The organism is Empedobacter sp. EJD.6dd, from assembly GCF_057369435.1.
The window spans coordinates 2868840-2889146 of sequence record NZ_CM170667.1 but is presented as its reverse complement, the minus strand read 5'-3'; the positions used below and the strand labels follow the sequence as shown (position 1 = coordinate 2889146).

General features: G+C 32.5%; 17 protein-coding genes. 11 read left to right on the top strand and 6 right to left on the bottom strand.

All coding sequences use genetic code 11. From position 1 onward, the window contains the following. Positions 1–44 precede the first annotated feature (44 nt). Positions 45–2213, top strand: a complete 2169-nt coding sequence (locus AC2I98_RS13510) for a TonB-dependent siderophore receptor (protein WP_486412183.1) — start codon at positions 45–47, stop codon at positions 2211–2213. Positions 2214–2333: 120 nt separating this feature from the next. Continuing rightward, positions 2334–2822 (top strand): TlpA family protein disulfide reductase, encoded by a 489-nt coding sequence (locus AC2I98_RS13505; protein ID WP_486412182.1) that lies wholly within the window; start codon positions 2334–2336, stop codon positions 2820–2822. Between the two features lie 67 nt (positions 2823–2889). Here AC2I98_RS13505 and AC2I98_RS13500 read toward each other — a convergent pair whose 3' ends face one another. The 3 genes from AC2I98_RS13500 to dnaX all read right to left on the bottom strand — a co-directional run bounded on the left by AC2I98_RS13500 (position 2890) and on the right by dnaX (position 5611). Next, positions 2890–3837: an FKBP-type peptidyl-prolyl cis-trans isomerase gene (locus AC2I98_RS13500; protein ID WP_486412181.1), complete on the bottom strand. Its 948-nt coding sequence runs from the start codon at positions 3835–3837 to the stop codon at positions 2890–2892. 41 nt (positions 3838–3878) lie between these two features. Beyond that, positions 3879–4391, bottom strand: coding sequence for a hypothetical protein (locus AC2I98_RS13495; protein WP_486412180.1), 513 nt, complete (start codon positions 4389–4391; stop codon positions 3879–3881). A 131-nt stretch (positions 4392–4522) separates the two neighbouring features. After that, on the bottom strand, positions 4523–5611 hold the full coding sequence (dnaX, locus tag AC2I98_RS13490; protein ID WP_486412179.1) for a DNA polymerase III subunit gamma/tau: 1089 nt from the start codon (positions 5609–5611) through the stop codon (positions 4523–4525). 144 nt (positions 5612–5755) lie between these two features. On the opposite strand from dnaX, the gene AC2I98_RS13485 reads away from it, so the two are divergent. The 9 genes from AC2I98_RS13485 (at position 5756) to AC2I98_RS13445 (ending at position 16542) form a co-directional block, all read left to right on the top strand. After that, positions 5756–6616, top strand: coding sequence for a helix-turn-helix domain-containing protein (locus AC2I98_RS13485; protein WP_486412178.1), 861 nt, complete (start codon positions 5756–5758; stop codon positions 6614–6616). Between the two features lie 113 nt (positions 6617–6729). Then, the gene (locus AC2I98_RS13480) at positions 6730–8061 is read left to right on the top strand and encodes an amidohydrolase (protein ID WP_486412177.1); all 1332 of its coding nucleotides are present in this window, start codon (positions 6730–6732) and stop codon (positions 8059–8061) included. Between the two features lie 56 nt (positions 8062–8117). Further along, complete coding sequence (locus AC2I98_RS13475) at positions 8118–8789, top strand: ankyrin repeat domain-containing protein (protein ID WP_486412176.1); 672 nt, start codon at positions 8118–8120, stop codon at positions 8787–8789. 6 nt (positions 8790–8795) lie between these two features. Then, positions 8796–10043, top strand: a complete 1248-nt coding sequence (locus tag AC2I98_RS13470) for an amidohydrolase (RefSeq protein WP_486412175.1) — start codon at positions 8796–8798, stop codon at positions 10041–10043. Positions 10044–10219: 176 nt separating this feature from the next. Then, on the top strand, positions 10220–12781 hold the full coding sequence (locus AC2I98_RS13465; protein WP_486412174.1) for an FtsK/SpoIIIE family DNA translocase: 2562 nt from the start codon (positions 10220–10222) through the stop codon (positions 12779–12781). A gap of 33 nt (positions 12782–12814) precedes the next feature. Beyond that, complete coding sequence (lolA1, locus tag AC2I98_RS13460; protein ID WP_486412173.1) at positions 12815–13444, top strand: outer membrane lipoprotein periplasmic chaperone LolA1; 630 nt, start codon at positions 12815–12817, stop codon at positions 13442–13444. 3 nt (positions 13445–13447) lie between these two features. Continuing rightward, positions 13448–14908, top strand: a complete 1461-nt coding sequence (locus AC2I98_RS13455; RefSeq protein ID WP_486412172.1) for an LptF/LptG family permease — start codon at positions 13448–13450, stop codon at positions 14906–14908. A 10-nt stretch (positions 14909–14918) separates the two neighbouring features. Then, complete coding sequence (gene ribB / locus AC2I98_RS13450; RefSeq protein WP_486412171.1) at positions 14919–16043, top strand: 3,4-dihydroxy-2-butanone-4-phosphate synthase; 1125 nt, start codon at positions 14919–14921, stop codon at positions 16041–16043. 283 nt (positions 16044–16326) lie between these two features. Then, positions 16327–16542: a hypothetical protein gene (locus tag AC2I98_RS13445; RefSeq protein ID WP_486412170.1), complete on the top strand. Its 216-nt coding sequence runs from the start codon at positions 16327–16329 to the stop codon at positions 16540–16542. 55 nt (positions 16543–16597) lie between these two features. On the opposite strand, the gene AC2I98_RS13440 is transcribed toward AC2I98_RS13445, so the two are convergent. From AC2I98_RS13440 to rpsA, 3 genes are all read right to left on the bottom strand, one after another. Beyond that, entirely contained in the window at positions 16598–17605 is a 1008-nt protein-coding gene (locus AC2I98_RS13440; RefSeq protein ID WP_486412169.1) for an EamA family transporter, read from the bottom strand. 14 nt (positions 17606–17619) lie between these two features. Beyond that, positions 17620–18096 carry an Lrp/AsnC family transcriptional regulator gene (locus AC2I98_RS13435; protein WP_486412168.1) on the bottom strand — a complete coding sequence of 159 codons (477 nt, stop codon included), beginning with the start codon at positions 18094–18096 and terminating at the stop codon, positions 17620–17622. A 188-nt stretch (positions 18097–18284) separates the two neighbouring features. Next, complete coding sequence (gene rpsA, locus AC2I98_RS13430) at positions 18285–20117, bottom strand: 30S ribosomal protein S1 (RefSeq protein WP_486412167.1); 1833 nt, start codon at positions 20115–20117, stop codon at positions 18285–18287. Positions 20118–20307: the final 190 nt, after the last annotated feature.

Below are 20307 nucleotides of genomic sequence, written 5' to 3'. Positions count from 1 at the left end.
AAATTTGCGGTATTAATTTTATTTAGAATAAATACAGATAATATATGAAACGAAATAAACTTCTACTCGCTACAATTTCTTTATTAAGCTTCTCTGCAGTTTTTGCACAAGAAACTAAAAAAGAAAAAAATGATTCTATCAGTAATCTTCAAGAAGTTGAAATTTTTGGAGATCGCAATAAAAATCAAAGAGGATTAGAAACAATAACACGTTTCCCTGCAAATCCACAAGATCAAGTGCAATCAATCTCTATCATTTCAGAAAAATTGATTGAAGAACAAGGTGCACAAACCATTACAGATGCAACTCGTAATGTACCTGGTGTTACTTTATTTGGAAACTATGGAGGTATTCGCGAATCAATGTCAATTCGTGGATATAGAGGGGTTCCTGTATTAAAAAATGGAGTTCGTATGGATTCTGATTTCCGTACTGGTTCTGCTGTTATTGATATGGCAGGTGTTGAATCTATTCAAGTTATTCGTGGTTCTGCTGCAGTTACGCAAGGAATTGGAAATGGATTAGGTTCTGCTGGTGGTGTAATTAATGTAACAACAAAAACACCTCGTTACATCAATCAAGGTCATATTTCTGCACAATATGGTAGTTGGAATACCTTCCGTTCTACTTATGATATTCAACGTACTGTTACAGAAGATAAAAATTTAGCTTTCCGTTTAACAGGTTCATATACAAATGGTGATAGTTATAGAGATGTAGTTAATAGCAATTCTTTCTATGTTAATCCTTCTATGGCTTGGAAAATAGATGATAAAACTGAATTTGTTGCTGAATTTGATTATTACAAAGGAGATAAAACTCCAGATCGCGGAACAATTAACTTAGGTGATAACCTTACAGAAGCATTGTACGATATCGGAGATAAGTTTATGGGTTATGACATTGATAATACTGAAATTAAAAACTATTCTTACGCAGCTCGTCTTACAAGACAATTAACAAATAATATTAGTGCAAGAGTAGCATACTTTAGCAATTTCTATAACAGCGATCAATTGGGTGCAACTTTAGCTTTACCAAAAGGAAGTACAGCTTACAATATTAGAAATCGTGGGTTAGGACGTTCTTTTAGAGATGATAGAAACTCTACATTACAAATTGATTTGATTGGTAAAAACATGACTTTTGGTGATTTCAAATGGAATTGGCAAGCTGGTTATGATTATACTGTTAATCGTTTAGAAACAAGAACTGCAGATGGAATTACAACACTTGATCAAATTGATGTTTTCAAAGATATTAATCATTCAATCAGTTTAACACCAGAACAAGAAGCTAAATTAGCTTGGAACAAAGACAAAACAAATTTATCAAGAGGTTATTCTTATGGATTTATGACACAACATCATTTATCATATAAAGATTTAATCACATTTGTTGGAGGTTTAAGATATAGTTACTTAATCGACAATCATGACGGTGTTGTAGATCCTGTTGTTGGATTAGTTGTTTCTCCTTGGAGAAATGTAAATGCTTACATAACTTATGCAACAAATACAAGTTTACGTTCTGCTTTAAACATTATGACTGACGGTAGCGAAGCAGGACCATCTGTTACAGATCAAGTTGAAGTTGGTATTAAAACACAATGGTTTAACGATCGTTTACGTGCAAACGTAGTATATTTTAATATGAACAATGATAACTTAACGTACGAAACATACGAGAATCAAGTTGCAACAGGTTTATATGAAAGAGCTGGAAATTTAAGACGAAAGGGAATTGAATTTGAAGTTGCTGGACGTCCATTACCAAATTTACAAGTGATGTTAGGGTATGCTTATTTAGATGCTGGTTACCACGAATCTCCACAATATGTTGAAGATTCAATGCCATCTAACGCACCATATAACACTGCAAATGCTTGGGTTCAATATAAATTTATTGAAAACAATTTCTTAAATGGATTTACAGTTTCAGCTGGTGTATATTATGTTGGATCAAGACCATCTAACGAACAAAGTTTAGATCGTGATGCACATGGAAATTTCTACGGAGGAAGTAAACCATTTTTATTACCAGATTATTATACTTTAAATGCGCAAGTCGGTTATTCAATGAAAAGATTCGATTTCCGTTTGTTCTTTAATAATATCACAAATCAACTTGGATACAATTCATATTACCGTGGAGGTTACATCAACCAAATTGATCCCTTCAATATGGCTGCACAAGTTAATTTCAAATTCTAATTTTCTCAGAATTTAAATATATTTATAGCATTTTAATAATAGGAAAACGACAGTTTTATAAACTGTCGTTTTTATTTTGGATAGAATTGATTAACTTCCGTCAAAATTTTTCTTAAAAACATGAAAACAAAACTTACTGCTTTATTGATATTCTTTTGTTCGATTTTCACATTCGCTCAAACTGATAATACTTTAAAATCAATTCCAGAATTTTCTTTTGTAAAAATGCAATCAGATGGAATCTTTAATTCAAAAGATATCAAAAAAGGAAAACAAACTTTGATCGTTTTATACTCGCCAACATGTATTCATTGCCAATTAGCATTAAATCATTTTAGTAATAATTACGAAGAACATTTCAAGAATACACAAATTATTTTAGTTTCTGAGTACGAAGCAAAAGATGCTTTACCATTCTTAAAAGAGCACGCTCCAAAATTTTTGGACAATAAAAATGTAGAATTATTATACGATTCTAATTACGAATTTGGTCCTATTTTTCAACCAACATCAATTCCTACTTTCTATTTGTTTGACAAAGAGAAAAACCTTGTTACAACCAAAAAAGGTTCTGTAGAAGCAAATCAAATATTTAATTATTTGAAATAATTAAATATTAATCATAAAAAAATCCCACTCAATCGAGTGGGATTTTTAGTTTATATATAATCTAAGATTATTTAACTTGTTGAGCCTGAGCTTCGAATTGTTTTTGTAATTCTTTAATTTGCTCTTCTGATAAACCTTGTCCTTGCGTACCTGGTTGACCTTGTGGAGCTGGTTGACCTTCTTTAAAGTCTACTAATTCAACTTCGAACTCTAATGCTTGGTTTGGTCCAATTTGTCCTCCTGGAGCTCCCATTTCACCGTAACCTAAGTTAGCTGGGATATAGAATTTGTATTTTCCACCTTTAGACATTAATTGTAAACCTTCTGACCATCCAGGAATAACTTGATTCAAAGGAAATTCTACACCTCCTTTTGCTTCTGGATTTTTGTCTGTACTATCAAAAGTTTTACCAGTAGCTAAAATTTTACCAGTATATTTTACTTTAACAATACTATTAATGTTTGGTTTAGCACCTGTTCCTTCTTTTTCTACAACATAAACTAATCCTGAAGCAGTCGTTTTAGCACCAGAAGCTTTTTTCTTCTCGTCTACTAATTTTTTAGACTCGTCTGCATTTTTCTTTACCAAGTTTTGTTGGTGATTTTTTGCATACGTATCTAAAATTCCCATTCCTGCTTCTTGTGTAATCAACAATTTTTTGTGACGTACAACATCCATAATCCCTTGAACAATAATATCCTTGTCCATTTGATCTAATTGTTGTTGGTTAATAACCGTCTCAATTTGTTGACCAACTTGCTGTCCAATCGCGTAAGATTCTCTACCCTCTTTTCCAGCTTTTAAATAATCTCTGATCCCTTTTTCTAATTGATCGTAGTTGATACTATCAGTCTCAACTAAACGTCCTCCAAGACCTTTGATTTGCTCACCAAGACCAGTTCCGAAAGCATAAGAAGCTTTTTGATCTTCGCTTTCTAATTTGTCTACAGATTTTCCTTTGTTACAAGACACTAACGACGCAACAACAAAAATCCCTAAAAGAACTTTTTTCATTATTTATAAAAATTTATTGCAAGTTTAATAAGAAACTTTCATTAATCATACAAATCTAACCCAAATTCTTCTTTTAATTTTAACAAAATAGGGTTTTTGTCTGATAATTTCTCAAATTTCTCTTTCTTCGATAAGATATGATTCGTTGCTTCTTTCTCCGAAAACTTAATTTGGATTCCAAAATAATGGTTTTTAAGAAACACTCTCAAACTATTTCTAATTCGATCTCGGTATTCATCAAATTCTTGTTCCGACGAATGCGAAGTAAATTCAAAAATAATTTCATCACCTTCCAAATCAAGCTCCGTTGTCATCAACGCATTATAAGACGGAATATTATGTTCGATTTTTAATCGATCCAAAAATCTCTTCCAACCTTCTTTTACTTGATCTAGTGTAAATTTTTCTCGTGGTAAATCATCTCGTAAAATTTCTTCTTGATGTTCTTCTACTTTCGCACCTGGCAAAGCCATTTTAAGACTAAACGATGAATTACCATTTGTTCTAATTGGTTTTGAAGCACGCGTATATTCTTTAACTTCTTCCGAAATCAATGCTTTCTTAACATTAGAATTTACGTGAGATTGAGCTTGTTCACTTTGTTGTACCGCATTATTTTGCTGAATAGGTGGAACTACAACTTTAGAAACTTGTTGTTCTTCAGATAAATAAAACGTTGGTGGAACTATCCTATACTTTTTTTTTTAAGACCGTTTTCTTCTGCGGTTAAAGAAGCTAATTGCATCAAAGCAATTTCTACTGTTAAACGAGGATTCTTACTCGATTTATAATTTAGATCTGCTTCATTACAAATCTCTATCGAACCAAATAAAAATGGTGCAGAACATTTTTGTGCATGCTCCAAATATTTAGCTTTTATGCGCTCACCTACTTCTAATAAACTTACCGTATTAGCTGTTTTCGCCATCAATAAATCGCGGAAATGTGCTCCTAAACCACAAATAAAAAGATGCGCATCAAAACCTTTGTTCAAGATATCATTCAATTGTAACATTGCTTGTGGAATATCATTTTCCAAACACGCATCTGTCATCTTGAAATAATAATCGTAATCCAATACATTCAAGTTTTCTGCAACAGAAGAATACGTCAAGTTTTTATTCGTAAAAGTCGCCATTCGATCAAAAATAGACAACGAATCACGCAAAGCTCCATCTGCTTTTTGAGCAATCAAATGCAACGCGTCATCTTCGAATGTTACTTGTTCTTTTTCTGCAACATTTTTTAAATGTCCTTTGATATCTTCAACTCCAATTCGTTTGAAATCGTAAATCTGACAGCGAGAAAGAATCGTAGGAATAATTTTATGTTTTTCTGTAGTTGCCAAAATAAAAATCGCATGTGCAGGTGGCTCTTCCAACGTTTTAAGAAACGCATTAAAAGCCGCTGTCGATAACATATGAACCTCGTCAATAATGTACACACGATATTTTCCAATTTGAGGAACTATACGTACTTGATCAATTAAATTTCGAATATCATCAACCGAATTATTAGAAGCCGCATCCAACTCAAAAATATTGAAAGCAAAATCTTGATCGCCTTCTACTCCATTTTCTTCGTTAATTTTGCGTGCTAAAATTCGAGCACATGTTGTTTTTCCAACACCTCTTGGTCCACAAAACAAAAGCGCTTGCGGCAATTGATTAGACTTTATCGCTTGCTCTAAAGTATTTGTAATAGACGATTGTCCAACTACATCTTCAAAATTTAGTGGGCGATATTTTCTGGCTGAAACAACAAAATTTTCCATACAAATGCAAATATAATAGTTTTAAGTTTCTAATAAAAATTCTTTCATTTCTCAAGTCATAATTCCGATTTTTTTTATAAATTTCACAAATGAAAATTCTAATTAATTTAGACGTTTTCATGAAGGTTTAAATAATTCCTGAAGATGCAAAATTCCAATAATCAAGATTCAGTGCCTATTATCAGCATACAAGGTTTTCGAAAAGGACAACTTGTTGGTCGAGACGAATTATTGTTTAATGAATTGCATGGAGAACGACATATAGATAAACCTCACAAGCACGATTTTTTTGTCATTATACTTTTCGATCAAGCTTCTGGTACACATAACATCGATTCTAAAGATTATCCAATTGGTAATAAAGAAGTACATGTTTTGTTTCCTGGACAGATGCACAAATGGCAAATAAATGATGGTACAATTGGTTATCAACTGATGGCAGAACGCGTTTTTTTTGAGCAGTTTGCACCTTTTTTCCGTTTCTCGTTTACCAATTATCAAAATCATCCCGTTATCAAATTATCGGATAAAGCTTTTACACGATTGATGTACGAATTTGATGCAATTAAAGAAGAATTAAAAACAGATGATTCATTGGTGCATTTAATCAATGCGCGCGCGGCAGTTATTGCAGCGATTGTAAGTAAAGAAGCCGAACATATTTTTACGGAATTTAAAGTGTATCAATCCAATCCTCGGTTAGCGAAATTTAATATGTTGATTGATGAATTTTACAAGGAAGAAAAATCGGTGGCTTTTTATGCCGAAAAGCTTCATATTTCAGCCAACTATTTGAATATTCTTTGCAAGAAAAATTTAAAAGTTTCTGCCACACAACTCATTCAGCAACGAGTTTCGATAGAAGCCAAACGACTTTTAAAATCGGGCGATCTTTCGATAAAAGAAATCGCTTTCGAATTAGGTTTTACAGATCATGCTTATTTTTCGAACTTTTTCAAGGCGCAAACTGGCGTTACACCAACCGAATTTCGCGATCAAAAATAGTATTTTCAGTCTATAAAACGTTGCTTATTATAAATTCTACAAGAATAAGCAGTTTTTATGATAGTTCAATTCATATAATATCAGGTACTTTGTACTACAAAAAATAATGAACTATGAGCAATAACAATATATCTCGCAAAGATTTCCTTAAAAATTCGGCATTAGGTTTAGCTGGATTTTCACTTTTACCAGGATTTTTGCAAGCTGCACCCGATTTTCAATTAGATAAAAAAGACGTCACAAAACCAGGACATTTTACATTGAAAAATGTAAGATTAGAAACTGGTTTCGAATATGAAAATGATGAAATCATTGGAACAAAAACAGATCTTTTTACAGTTGAAGTTGCCAATGGAAAAATCAAAAAAATTAGCGCAAATCAGCCTAATGCAAAAGCGATCGATGCGAAAGGTTTGTTGATGTTACCATCTTTCAAAGATATGCACATTCACTTAGATAAAACGTTGTATGCGGATAGATGGCGCGCGGTTCGTCGTTCTGGAGGTATCAAAGGAATGATTGAATTGGAGCAAAAAGTTTTGCCAGAAATGTTGACAAAATCAACATACAAAGCAGAAAAATTGATCGAATTATTACAATCGTACGGAACAGGATATGCGCGTAGCCACGTAAATATCGAGCCTACTTCTAAATTAGATTCATTGAAAAATTTAGAAATTGCTTTGGCGAACAAAAAAGATTCATTTGGAGCTGAATTGGTTGCTTTTCCTCAACACGGTTTATTCTACACAGATTCGATGCCTTATATGAAAGAAGCTGCTAAAATGAACATTGATTTTATTGGAGGTTTAGATCCTACAAACGTGGACGGAGCTATTGAAAAAACAATGGATGCAACGGTTCAATTAGCGGTAGATCATAACAAAGGAATCGATATTCACTTACACGAATCAGGAAAATCTGGTCATGATACAATTGATTATTTGATCAAAAAAGTAAACGAAAATCCTCAATTAAAAGGAAAAACATTCTTAAGTCATTCATTTGCCTTAGCAACATTAGATAAAGTAAAACAAGAAGCTGTTGCCGAACAATTAGGTGCAGCGCAAATTGGAGTTGTTTCTACAATTCCTTTTGGTAGTTTGGTAATGCCAATTCCAACATTATTAAAACATGGTGTAACGGTAATGACGGGTAACGATAGTATTGTTGATTATTGGAACACAATGGGAACAGGAAGCGTTTTACAAAAAGCAAATCTTGCGGCGCAATTGTATGGACAAAGTTCTGAATTTGGTTTATCAAGAATGCTAAAATTAGCTACAGCAGGACCAATTCCGTTGAATGATAAAGGTGTACAACAATGGCCAAAAGAAGGCGACGATGCTAATATCATTTTGATTGATGCAAGTTGTTCTGCAGAAGCGGTTTCGAGAATATCGCCGGTACGATCGTTAATCGTAAAAGGAAATATTGTGTATTAATTGAGTTCGTAACTCAAAATTTTCGTCCATTCAACTCATTCAAACTATATATCATTATGAAATCAGTTTTTATTTTAATGTTAATGATGACAACAGCTTCAGCGTGTCATTCAACACCAACAGAAGATTCAGCTACAGAAATTATGAACGAAAAAGATATTGTAAAAGCAGTCAAAAACGACGATATACAAGCTGCTTCAAAAGCATTAGAAAATGGTGCAGATGTTAACAGTACCGATAGTAGCAAACGTTCGTTATTGTTAATTGCAACCAATAAATCGAATATCGAAATGGCAAAATTATTGGTGAAACATGGTGCAAATGTTAATCAGCAAGCCGATAACCAAGACAGTGCTTTTTTGTATGCGGGTGCAAGTGGGCAAACAGAATTAGTGAAACTATTTTTAGATAACGGTGCTCGTTTTGATGTGTTTAATCGTTACAATGGTTCTGCCTTAATTCCTGCTTGCGAGCGCGGACATGTAGAAACAGTACGATTATTAGCCAATACCAAAAATTATCCGATAGATCATGTGAATCGTTTGGGTTGGACAGGATTGATGGAAGCGATTGTTTTGGGTGACGGAAGCAAAAAATATCAACAAATTGTTCAGATATTAAAAGATGCAGGTGCAAAAATGGACATTCCAGATCACGACGGAGTAACCCCTTTGCAACATGCACAACAAAGAGGCTATAAAGAAATTGTAGCCATTATTAAATCATAAATTATCATGCAAAATAATTATACAGCTCGTGCAAAAGGCAATTACACCTTAAAAAATGTACGATTAGAAACAGGTTTTATTGAAGATGAATCTGGTATTATAGGAACTAAAACCGATTTATTTTCTGTAGAAATAAAAGAGGGAAAAATTTCAAAAGTAAGTACGAATAATCCTCAATTAACAGATGCAATAGATGCAAAAGGATTGTTAATGCTTCCTGCCTTCAAGGACATGCATGTGCATTTAGACAAAACATTGTACGGTTTACCTTGGCAAGCGCTTTCGCCAAAACGTAGAACAGTTGCGGATATGATTGCGTATGAGCAAGAAATTATTCCAGATTTACTAAAAACTTCTGTTGAACGTGGCGAGCAATTAATCAATTTATTACAACATTACGGAACTACTTTCGCTCGAACTCATTTCAATGTTGATACAACCTCTGGGCTAAAATCTTTAGAAAATTTAGAAAAAGCCTTAGAAAATAAGAAAGAAACATTCAGTGCCGAGTTGGTTGCTTTTCCTCAACACGGTTTATACTATACCGATTCTGCTCCGTTGATGAAAGAAGCTGCACAATTAAAAAGCGTTGCTTTTGTTGGAGGATTAGATCCTTTTAGCATTGACAAAAACATCGAAAAAGCGATAGATTTCACAGTTCAATTAGCGTTAGATAACAATAAAGGAATCGATATTCATTTACACGATAGCGGTAAAGAAGGAATGCGCACCATTGAATATTTGGCTGAATTAACGATGAAAAACCCTGTTTTAAAAGGAAAAACATACGTCAGTCACGCTTTTGCTTTAGCCCATTTATCAAAAAGTGAAGAACAAGCTATCTCAGAAAAATTAGCCGAAGCAAAAGTCGGAATTGTTTCTTCAGTTCCTTTCCGTAATAAAGTAGCCATGCCAATTCCTACTTTGGTAAAACATGGCGTTGAAGTATTAATCGGAAACGATAACGTACAAGATTACTGGAGTACATTTGGAACGGGAAACATGTTGCAAAAAGTCAATTTAATTTCTGAATTATATGGTTTAGAAACTGAATATGATTTATCAAGAAACTTAGGTTTTGCGACAAAAAATATCACGCCTTTAGATAACAAAGGGAACCAACAATGGCCAAAAGCTGGCGATGTTGCAGATATCGTTTTAATTGATGCAAGTTGTTCTGCCGAAGCCGTTGCCCGCATGTCTCCAACTATTGCGTTAGCACATAAAGGAAACTTGGTTTGGAAAAAAGATTAAGCATACAAAAATCGCTTTCGTTTGAAAGCGATTTTTTTGTCTTTTATTTCAATTAATAAAATATATATAGCTAATTGAGTTAAAACTCGTTGCGATTTTAGTAAATTTAAATACTTTTCGTTAGATTCGTCTTACAAAGATTTATTATTTTTGCTCCAATTATACTCAACCCTAAAATGGCTATAAAAAACACGCAGGAAACTCCCAAAACTCCTAAAAAACAAATCATAAAAACAATTGTAGGTATTATTTTTTTAGTACTTGGTTTATTGTTATTCGTATCATTTTTATCATATTTTTTCAATGGTTTAATGGATCAGAGTCAAATTTCTGACTTATTAGATAAATCAGAAACTGCCGAAAACATCTTTGGTAAATTTGGCGCATTACTTGGCGAAACATTTATTTTACAAGGAATCGGAGTTGTTTCCTTTTTTGTTCCAATTTTCTTTATCTTATTAGGAATTAAAGTTGCAACGAATTGGAAAAAAATTAAACCTTTTACAACTCTCTACCAAAGTATTTTCTTTATGATTTGGCTTCCGATTTTTTTCGGTTGTATTTTTCCTGATCAACATTTACTTTCTGGCGTAATGGGATTCGAGGTAAATGATTTCTTAAATAGTTTTATTGGAAAATGGGGCGTAATATTATTACTTTTTGTTAGCCTATTGATATATTGTGTTATTCAATTCAAAATGACGTATCAATCAATCCAAGCAAAAATGGAAGAACGTGCAAAACAAAAAGAACTTGAACGTATTGAAAGAGAAAAAGCACGTATCAAAAAAGAGCAACTTGAATTAAGAAAACGCAAAGAAAAAGAAGAACAAGAAAAAATCAATAAATTCAATCAAGAAGCTGAAAAGCTACAAGAAAAAGATTTGATAGAAGAATTGGATTTAGTTGAGAATAACGAGAAAGATACCATTCAGTCACATAAAGTTACTCCAAACGAATCTTTTCAACAAGAGTTTACAATTAATCAACCGCAAGAAGAGGAACAAATAGAAGAAACTCCTTTCAATATAACTGAATTAGTTATTGAAGACACTGATGACGAAGAGGAAAATAACGAAGTTGATTTTGCTCCAACTTTCGAAGAAAATGAAATTATTCCTCTACCAAAAACGACAGAAGAACAAGCATCAAATAATTTAGAATTAAAAGTTCAACAAATTGACGAAGAGGAAGAATTTGAAGCTACATCTGCTCGATTGGTTAAAGAGCAAGGCGAATATAATCAACGTTTAGATTTACCAAATTATCAATTCCCTCCTATTTCGTTGCTAAGAAAATATGACAATGGAAATACGTTAATCGATCAAAAGGAATTAGAATCAAACAAAAATAAAATTATCGAAACTTTAGGAAACTACGGAATCGGTATTTCACAAATTACGGCGACAATTGGACCTACTGTAACACTTTACGAAATTGTTCCGCAAGCTGGAGTTCGTATTTCTAAAATCAAAAATCTTGAAGATGATATCGCGTTAAGTTTAGCTGCGCTTGGTATTCGCATTATCGCACCAATTCCTGGAAAAGGAACAATTGGTATCGAAGTTCCGAACTCTAATCCGTCTATGGTTTCGATGCATTCTGTAATTGCTTCGCAAAAATTTCAAAACTCGGATATGGAATTACCAATTGCTTTTGGTAAAACAATTACGAACGAAACTTTTGTAGCTGATTTAGCTAAAATGCCTCACTTGTTGATGGCAGGAGCAACTGGACAAGGAAAATCGGTTGGTTTAAATGCAATTATTGCTTCATTATTATACAAAAAACATCCATCAGAATTAAAATTTGTAATGGTCGATCCAAAAAAAGTAGAACTTACACTTTACTCAAAAATCGAACGTCATTACTTAGCTAAATTACCAGATGCAGAAGAAGCAATCATTACAGATAATGCAAAAGTAATTAACACATTGAATTCACTTTGTATTGAAATGGATGATCGATACGAATTGCTTAAAAATGCTTTTGTACGTAATATCAAAGAATACAACGCGAAATTTAAAGAACGTAAATTAAATCCTGAAGCTGGACATCGATTCTTACCATATATTGTTTTGATTGTGGATGAGTTTGCAGATTTGATCATGACTGCTGGTAAAGAAGTTGAATTACCAATTGCTCGTTTGGCTCAATTAGCACGTGCGGTAGGTATACATTTGATTGTTGCGACACAGCGTCCATCTGTAAATGTAATTACAGGAACTATCAAAGCCAACTTTCCTGCGCGTGTAGCTTTCCGTGTAACATCAAAAATAGATTCGAGAACAATTTTAGATTCTCCTGGTGCAGATCAATTAATCGGTAAAGGTGATATGTTATTTACAACAGGAAATGATTTGGTTCGTTTACAATGTGCTTTTGTTGACACACCAGAAGTAGATAAAATTACAGAATTTATTGGTGAACAACGTGGTTATCCAGATGCCTTACATCTACCAGAATATGTTGGTGAAGATGGTGGCTCTAATTTAGATATTGATTTATCAGATCGCGACGTTTTATTTGAAGATGCTGCACGTTTGATTGTAATGAATCAACAAGGTTCCGCGTCTTTATTACAACGAAAATTAAAATTAGGTTATAACCGTGCCGGACGATTAATTGATCAGTTAGAAGCTGCTGGTATTGTTGGTCCTTTCGAAGGAAGTAAAGCAAGACAAGTATTGATTCAGGATGACATGAGTTTGGAACAGTTGTTGAATAATTTGAACTAAAATTTATTAAAAACAGATAGAAAATTAAATTGTATGAAAAAGATAATCTATTCTTTCATACTCTTATTAGTAGGGGTTGGAACATTAAATGCTCAATCAGCAAAACAAATCTTAGACAAAGTTTACGCCAATTATACGAATGCAAACTCGTATTACATTAAATTTGATTTTAGCAATACTACAAATGGAAAAGCTACAAATCGTTCTGGTGAAGTTTTCTCTATGAAACAGAAATTTAATTTGAATGTTGGTGATATCAACCAAATTTTTACTGGAACAAAATTATATACGATTGCAAAAGATGACAAAGAAGTTACAATTTCTGACGCATCGAATACGGATGATTTCTTGACACCAACAAAAGTATTGAATACTTATCGAACAGATTTTAATTATGCCTTAACTGACAAAAAAACTGTAGGAGGAAAAACTATTCAGTATATAAAATTGACGCCAACAAAAACTTCAACAATTAAATATTCAGTTTTAGGAGTAAACACAGCGAATAATCAAATCTATGATTACAAAGAATATGGTAAAAATGGAGATACTACATCTATTGTTGTAAAAGATTACGTTCAAAATTTACTTATTCACAAAAGTTACTTTAACTTTGACCAAAAGAAATATAAGTCGCAAGGCTATATTATTACTCAATTATAATCAATGTTAAAAAAGCTTGACTGGTATTTAATTAAGACCTTTTTAGGTCCATTTTTTTTCATTTTTAGTGTTTTATTTTTCATCTTTATTGTGCAATTTGCATGGCAACAAATGGAAAAATTTGTTGGAAAAGGTTTAGAATGGTACACTATTACAGAATTACTTTTTTGGTTAGGAATTAATGTTGTGCAACTTGTATTACCGCTAACCATTCTTCTAGGATCTATTATGACAATGGGAGGATTTGGCGAACGATATGAGTTAGCAGCAATGAAAGCATCTGGAATTTCATTAACAAGAATTCTAGGTCCACTTTTCTCTCTCGTCTTATTGATGTCAATTGGATTATATTTCTTCGGTGATAAAGTAATGCCTTATTCGCAACAAAAAGCGCGCACCATGTATTTCAATATCATACAAACCAAACCAACGGTAAGTATGAAAGAAGGTGTTTTTATTGAAACTGTGCCAGGTTTCCAAATGAAAATTAATAAAGTTTCAGGAGAAAATTCTGAGAAGTTACAAGATGTTTTTGTACATCAAAATGCTGCTTCTGGAGAAGATGCTATGACAATTATTGCGAAAAGAGGAAATCTTGCACCAGATAAAAACGATAATCATTATCTGAAAATGGAGCTTTTTGATGGAATTGCTTATACAGATAACATCAAAAATAAGAACTTAGAACAACGATTACGTCAAGAAAATCAATACACTAAATTTGATACTTTAAATTATTACATTGATATAACAGATATTTTAAATTCTGGAAAAGATGAAGATCCAGGAAATTCGTACAAATATTTAGACGGAAAAGGTTTACGACATTTGATTGATTCGTTAAATGTAGATTATAAAAAGTATTACAAAGATTTAAAAACTAATATGTTTACTCAGAATTACTACTATTTCAACAAAATGAAAGAAGTAGATTCTGTTCAAACAAAAATGATTTTCGATCTGAAAGAATATTCTGTTGAAGACCGTGACAGAATTCTTAATCAATCAATACAAATGGTTAATCGAGATCAAGAAAACATGTTATTTTCTGAACAAGAAATTATTGGTCGTGAAAAATTATACTCGAAAGTAAACATTCATTATCAACGAAATTTTTCGTACGCAGTAACATGTATTATTTTCTTTTTAATTGGAGCTCCACTTGGTGCAATTGTAAAAAAAGGAGGAATTGGAATGCCTGTAATTATTTCGATTATTATTTTTGTTATCTATTTCATCTTGAATTTCTCGGCAGAAAATATGTCCAAAAATGGAAATTTAGACCCAACAATTGCTGCTTGGGCTGCAAATATAATTGCACTTCCATTCTCATTACTTTTCTGTTACAAAGCAAACCAAGATTCAGAATTATTTAACATCAGCTTATATATCGATCCTATTGTAAAATACTTTAGTAAGTTTAAGAAAACAAACAAAAACGAGGAGCATTCTCGTTATCAATAACATAAAAACAATGGAAAATAGATCATCTCAATTAAACACAATTGAAGAAGCTTTAGAAGATTTAAAACAAGGAAAAGTTATCATTGTAGTTGACGATGAAGATCGTGAAAATGAAGGAGATTTCCTATGTATCGCCGAATTTGCTACACCAGAAGTAATCAACTTTATGGTGACGCACGGACGCGGATTGGTTTGTACACCACTTACACAACAAAGATGTAAAGCATTAGGCTTAGATCTTATGGTTGGTCACAATACAGCAATTTACGAAACTAACTTTACAGTTTCTGTCGATTTACAAGGACATGGTTGTACAACAGGAATTTCGGCTTCGGATCGTTCTAAAACTATTCAAGCTTTAATTGACGAAAATACAAATCCAGATGATTTAGGAAAACCAGGACACATTTTCCCATTAATTGCCAAAGACGGAGGTGTTTTAGTTCGAATGGGACATACAGAAGCTGCCGTAGATTTGGCGCGTATGGCTGGACATTATCCCGCTGGATGTATTGTTGAAATTTTGAAAGAAGATGGCGAAATGGCTCGTCTTCCTGAATTATTAGAAATTGCGAAGAAATTTGATCTAAAAATCGTTTCGATTGAAGATTTAATTGCTTACCGATTAGAAAACGAATCATTAGTAAAACGTATCGAAGAGTTTCCTGCAAAAACAAAATTTGGAGATTACGATTTAGTTGCTTATCAACAAACAACGAACAACCAAATTCACTTTGCTTTGAAAAAAGGAAAATGGACAAAAGACGATGTTGTTCCTGTGCGTGTAAAATCAACAAATAGTTACTATGACTTGTTTAGTGCATTACAGAATGGTGAAACGCCATTGTTAGAAAAAACTATGAACATTATCAACGAAGAAGAAAAAGGAGTTGTTATCTTTATTAATAACATTCAAAATTCTGAATTAGTAGAACAAAAATTAGAGATTTTTAAAAGTTTTTCTGAAGGAAAATCAAAATCGGGTGTTTTACCAGCCGACGAAAAAGATCATGGAATTGGTTCTCAAATCATCAAAGATTTAGGTATCCAAAAAATGAATTTGATTACACGAACTATCGAAGAACCTCATACTACACAATACGGTTTAGAGATTGTAAAATGTACAAAATTGTAAAAAATAATTCATCACCATATACCAAAGCAGTTCTGAAAAGAGCTGCTTTTTTTTTATAGATTTACGTTTAAATAACTATTATGACAATTGAAAAAATGGAAACTGATTTATTATTAACAATGGATATCCTTCTCCTAAAATAGTATCAGACTATAACAATCTTTATTTAAATTTTAGAATTGATGACGAAAATTGTGATTCGATCACTTTAAAATTTCTTAATCATCACATTTATAAAATAGGTTTTCCTGGAAGTGAAACACTTTGTTTTCATCCTTATAAAATGTATGGAATCAACTCAACTGATATATACTTAATAAAGAATTCTAAATGGATCGAAGAACTAAAACAAATCGATAAAAATCATCCATACTTTAATGAAGATAAATGGAATTCATTAAATCATTATGTAATCACTTTTCACGATGATTTATTCGAATGCATAGCCAAAGAATTTGAAATTTCAAATCAAATAAATTTTGAAAATATTATATGCTAAATAAAAAAAGCTTCTCGAAATCGAGAAGCTTTCTTATTATTAATCATCATAATATTTAATGCGCATAATGTTTACGAGAAACAAAATGCAGAATTTTTTGAACTAATTTCGTGTTTTTGTATAAATTCCAATTCATTAACAAAACACTGAACAAAATTACGGCTAATCCATAAATCTGCAAATGAGTTACGACATCATCTGTAAAAAAATAACTCAATGCAACAGCTACAATTGGATTAACATAGGCATATGTAGAAACTTCTACAGCTGGACGATATTGTAACAACCAAACGTAAGAACCAAAAGCAAGAATAGAGCCAAAAGTTGTTAAATAAGCCATCGCTAACCAATCTTCTGTAGCAACATTCGCAAAACTAAAATTCGCATACTCTCCATTAAAAATTGCTACGGTATTGAACAAAACGCCAGCTGTAATCATTTGCCAAGCTGTTTTTACCATAATATTCAATTCTTCTTTTGGTTGTGTAACTTCTTTTTTCTGCTTATCAGTTACATATTTTGAATACAATGATCCTAACGTCCATGCTATTGAACAAAAAATTAAAACAATTAATCCAATCATGTTTAAAAATTGTTGATCAGCATCAGCATGAACAGTTGTTGTTTGTTCATAAAACAACATTAAGACGCCTACAAAACCTAATAAAACACCTAAAACAGTTGGTATACTTGAAAAGTTTTGCTTCCATCTTGGTTTATCTAAAACAATAAACCAAATTGCAGCAGATGCTGCCATAATTGCAACAATACCACTTGGCAAAAATTGTTCGGACCAAATAATACCAGCCATGTCAATAAACAATAACATAAAACCTGTAAACATACATTGTTTTACAATTTGTTTATCCCAAATCTTATAACCCCTCAACTTACAATAACCCATTAACATTGTACTCGCCGCAATAAAACGAAACGAGCCCAAAATAAACGGACTAAAACTATGTAAAGCCTTATCTATAAAAAAATAAGTTGATCCCCAAACGACATAAACCACGAAATACGCTGCAATAATCAGCCACTTACTTGGTTGATTCCCTTTCATTCAATCTCAATTTTTTAATTCGTTGGTATAACGATATTTTGTTCTTCTTTTATTGTTTGTAAAACGATAGTTGTTCGTGTAGAAGTAATTCCGCCAATTTTACTTAAATGTTGACGCATCAATTCTACCAAACCTTGGTTATCAGAAGTTCTTACTTTAATTAGATACCCATCTTCTCCAGCAATGTCATGAACTTCTAAAACTTCTGGAATTTCGGCAAGTTGTCTTCCTACTGTTTCATCACCGATAATATCAACGGTTTTGATAAACATATACGAAAGTAATTTTTGTCCAACTGCCATTGGATTTATTTTTGCGTGATAAGCTAAAATAACTTGCTTATTCTCAAGCTTTTTTACGCGCTCTAATATTCCAGAAGGTGCCATTCCCAATTCTCTTGCGATGTCTGCATTATTAATACGTGCATTATCTTGCATTAATCGCATGATTTTCAAATCAGTAGCATCTAAGTTAAATTCTATTTTTTCCATTTCGATTACAAAATTAAGACTATTTTGAATAATATTCAAAAAATATATCAATAATAGTATGTTATTCTTTATATTATTTTAAAGTATAAATTAAATTCAGTTTTATCATCAGTAATCAAACCATTATTCACAAAAAAAGCTGTCCATTACTGGACAGCTTATATTATTTAAAAATTTCGGTTAGAGAATTAGTTTCCTCCTTCTTCCATTTTCTTTTTCAATTCTGCTAATGAATCGATATCTCCTAATGTAGAAGTTTCGATAGTGTTAGATGAATTGTTGTTGTTGTTATTGTTGTTAGAAGTTCTTTCAGCTTTAACTTCTTCCTCACGGAAAGTTGCTGTATGAGAAACTACTACACGACGGAATTCTTTATTGAACTCGATAACTTTGAAAGATGTTTCTTCACCTTTTTTGATACGAGATCCGTCTTCTTTCTCTAATGTACGAGCTGGAGCGAAAGCTTCAACGTCAGCATCTTCGAATTGAACTGTAGCACCTTTGTCAAATACGTCAACTGCAACACCTGTGTGAGTAGTACCTACAGCATATTTAGCTTCGTACTGATCCCATGGGTTTTCAGTTAATTGTTTGTGACCTAAAGATAAACGACGAGCTTCTACGTCTAATTCTAAAACTACTACGTCTAAGATATCGTCAACCGCACAGAATTCTGATGGGTGTTTGATTTTCTTAGTCCAAGATAAGTCAGAGATGTAGATTAATCCGTCAACACCTTCTTCTAATTCTACAAATACACCGAAGTTAGTGAAGTTACGAACTTTACCTTTGTGAGTAGAACCTACTGGGTATTTAGTTGTAATATCTGTCCAAGGATCTGGAGTTAATTGTTTGATACCTAAAGACATTTTTCTTTCTTCTCTATCTAAAGTTAAAACTACTGCTTCAACCTCATCACCTACTTTTACGAAATCTTGAGCAGAACGTAAGTGAGTAGACCATGACATTTCAGAAACGTGGATTAAACCTTCTACACCTGGAGCAACCTCAACGAATGCACCATAGTCAGCTAAAACAACTACTTTTCCTTTAACTTTATCACCAACTTTGATATCAGCATCTAAAGCGTCCCATGGATGAGCCTCTAATTGTTTAATACCTAATTGTATACGAGATTTATCTTCGTCGAAATCTAAGATTACAACGTTGATTTTTTGTCCATCTTCTAAGATTTCAGATGGGTGGTTGATACGAGACCAAGATAAGTCAGTAATGTGGATTAAACCGTCAACACCTCCTAAGTCTACGAATACACCGTAAGATGTGATGTTTTTAACTTCACCTTCTAATACTTGTCCTTTCTCTAATTGAGCAACGATTTCTTTTTTCTGAACTTCGATATCAGCCTCGATTAACGCTTTGTGAGAAACTACTACGTTTTTGAATTCTGGGTTGATTTTAACAACTTTGAATTCCATAGTTTTTCCTACGAATTGTTCGTAATCACGGATTGGTTTAACATCGATTTGAGAACCTGGTAAGAAAGCTTCAATTCCGAATACGTCAACGATCATACCTCCTTTAGTACGAGCTTTGATGTAACCGTTAACGATTTCTTGAGAATCGTGTGCTTTGTTAACAGCATCCCATGCATTTAATGTACGAGCTTTTTTGTGAGATAAAATTAATTGTCCATTTTTATCTTCACGTTGATCAACCATTACTTCAACGATATCCCCAACTTTCAAGTCTGAGTTGTAACGGAATTCGTTTAATGAAATAACACCTTCTGATTTGAAGTTGATGTCAACGATAGCTTCTTTATCTGTAATACGTACAACTTGTCCTTTGAATACTTCATTCTCATGTAAGTCTTCTAAAGTTGTATCGTACATTTGCTCTAATTCAGCTTTTTCTTTACGATCTTCTTCGTTTAATCCTGATTCGAAAGATTCCCAATCAAATGATTCTGGCGCTACGTTTGCATTAGCAGACGCATCTAATACTGGAGTGTTTAATACAACTTCTTGTACTTCCTCTTGTTTTGTTTCTTTAGACATAATTCTAAAAATTTGTATCTCAATCTTTTTTATTTTCGGAATCTTCAAATGCAAATAAATGATCGAGAGATGTTTAACTTAATAATTAATCGCTTGATTCCTAAATCATTTTAGCGAGTGCAAAGATAAACAATAATATTTAATTATTTAGAATATTTTTAGCTTCAACTCAAAGAAATTTAAGATATTA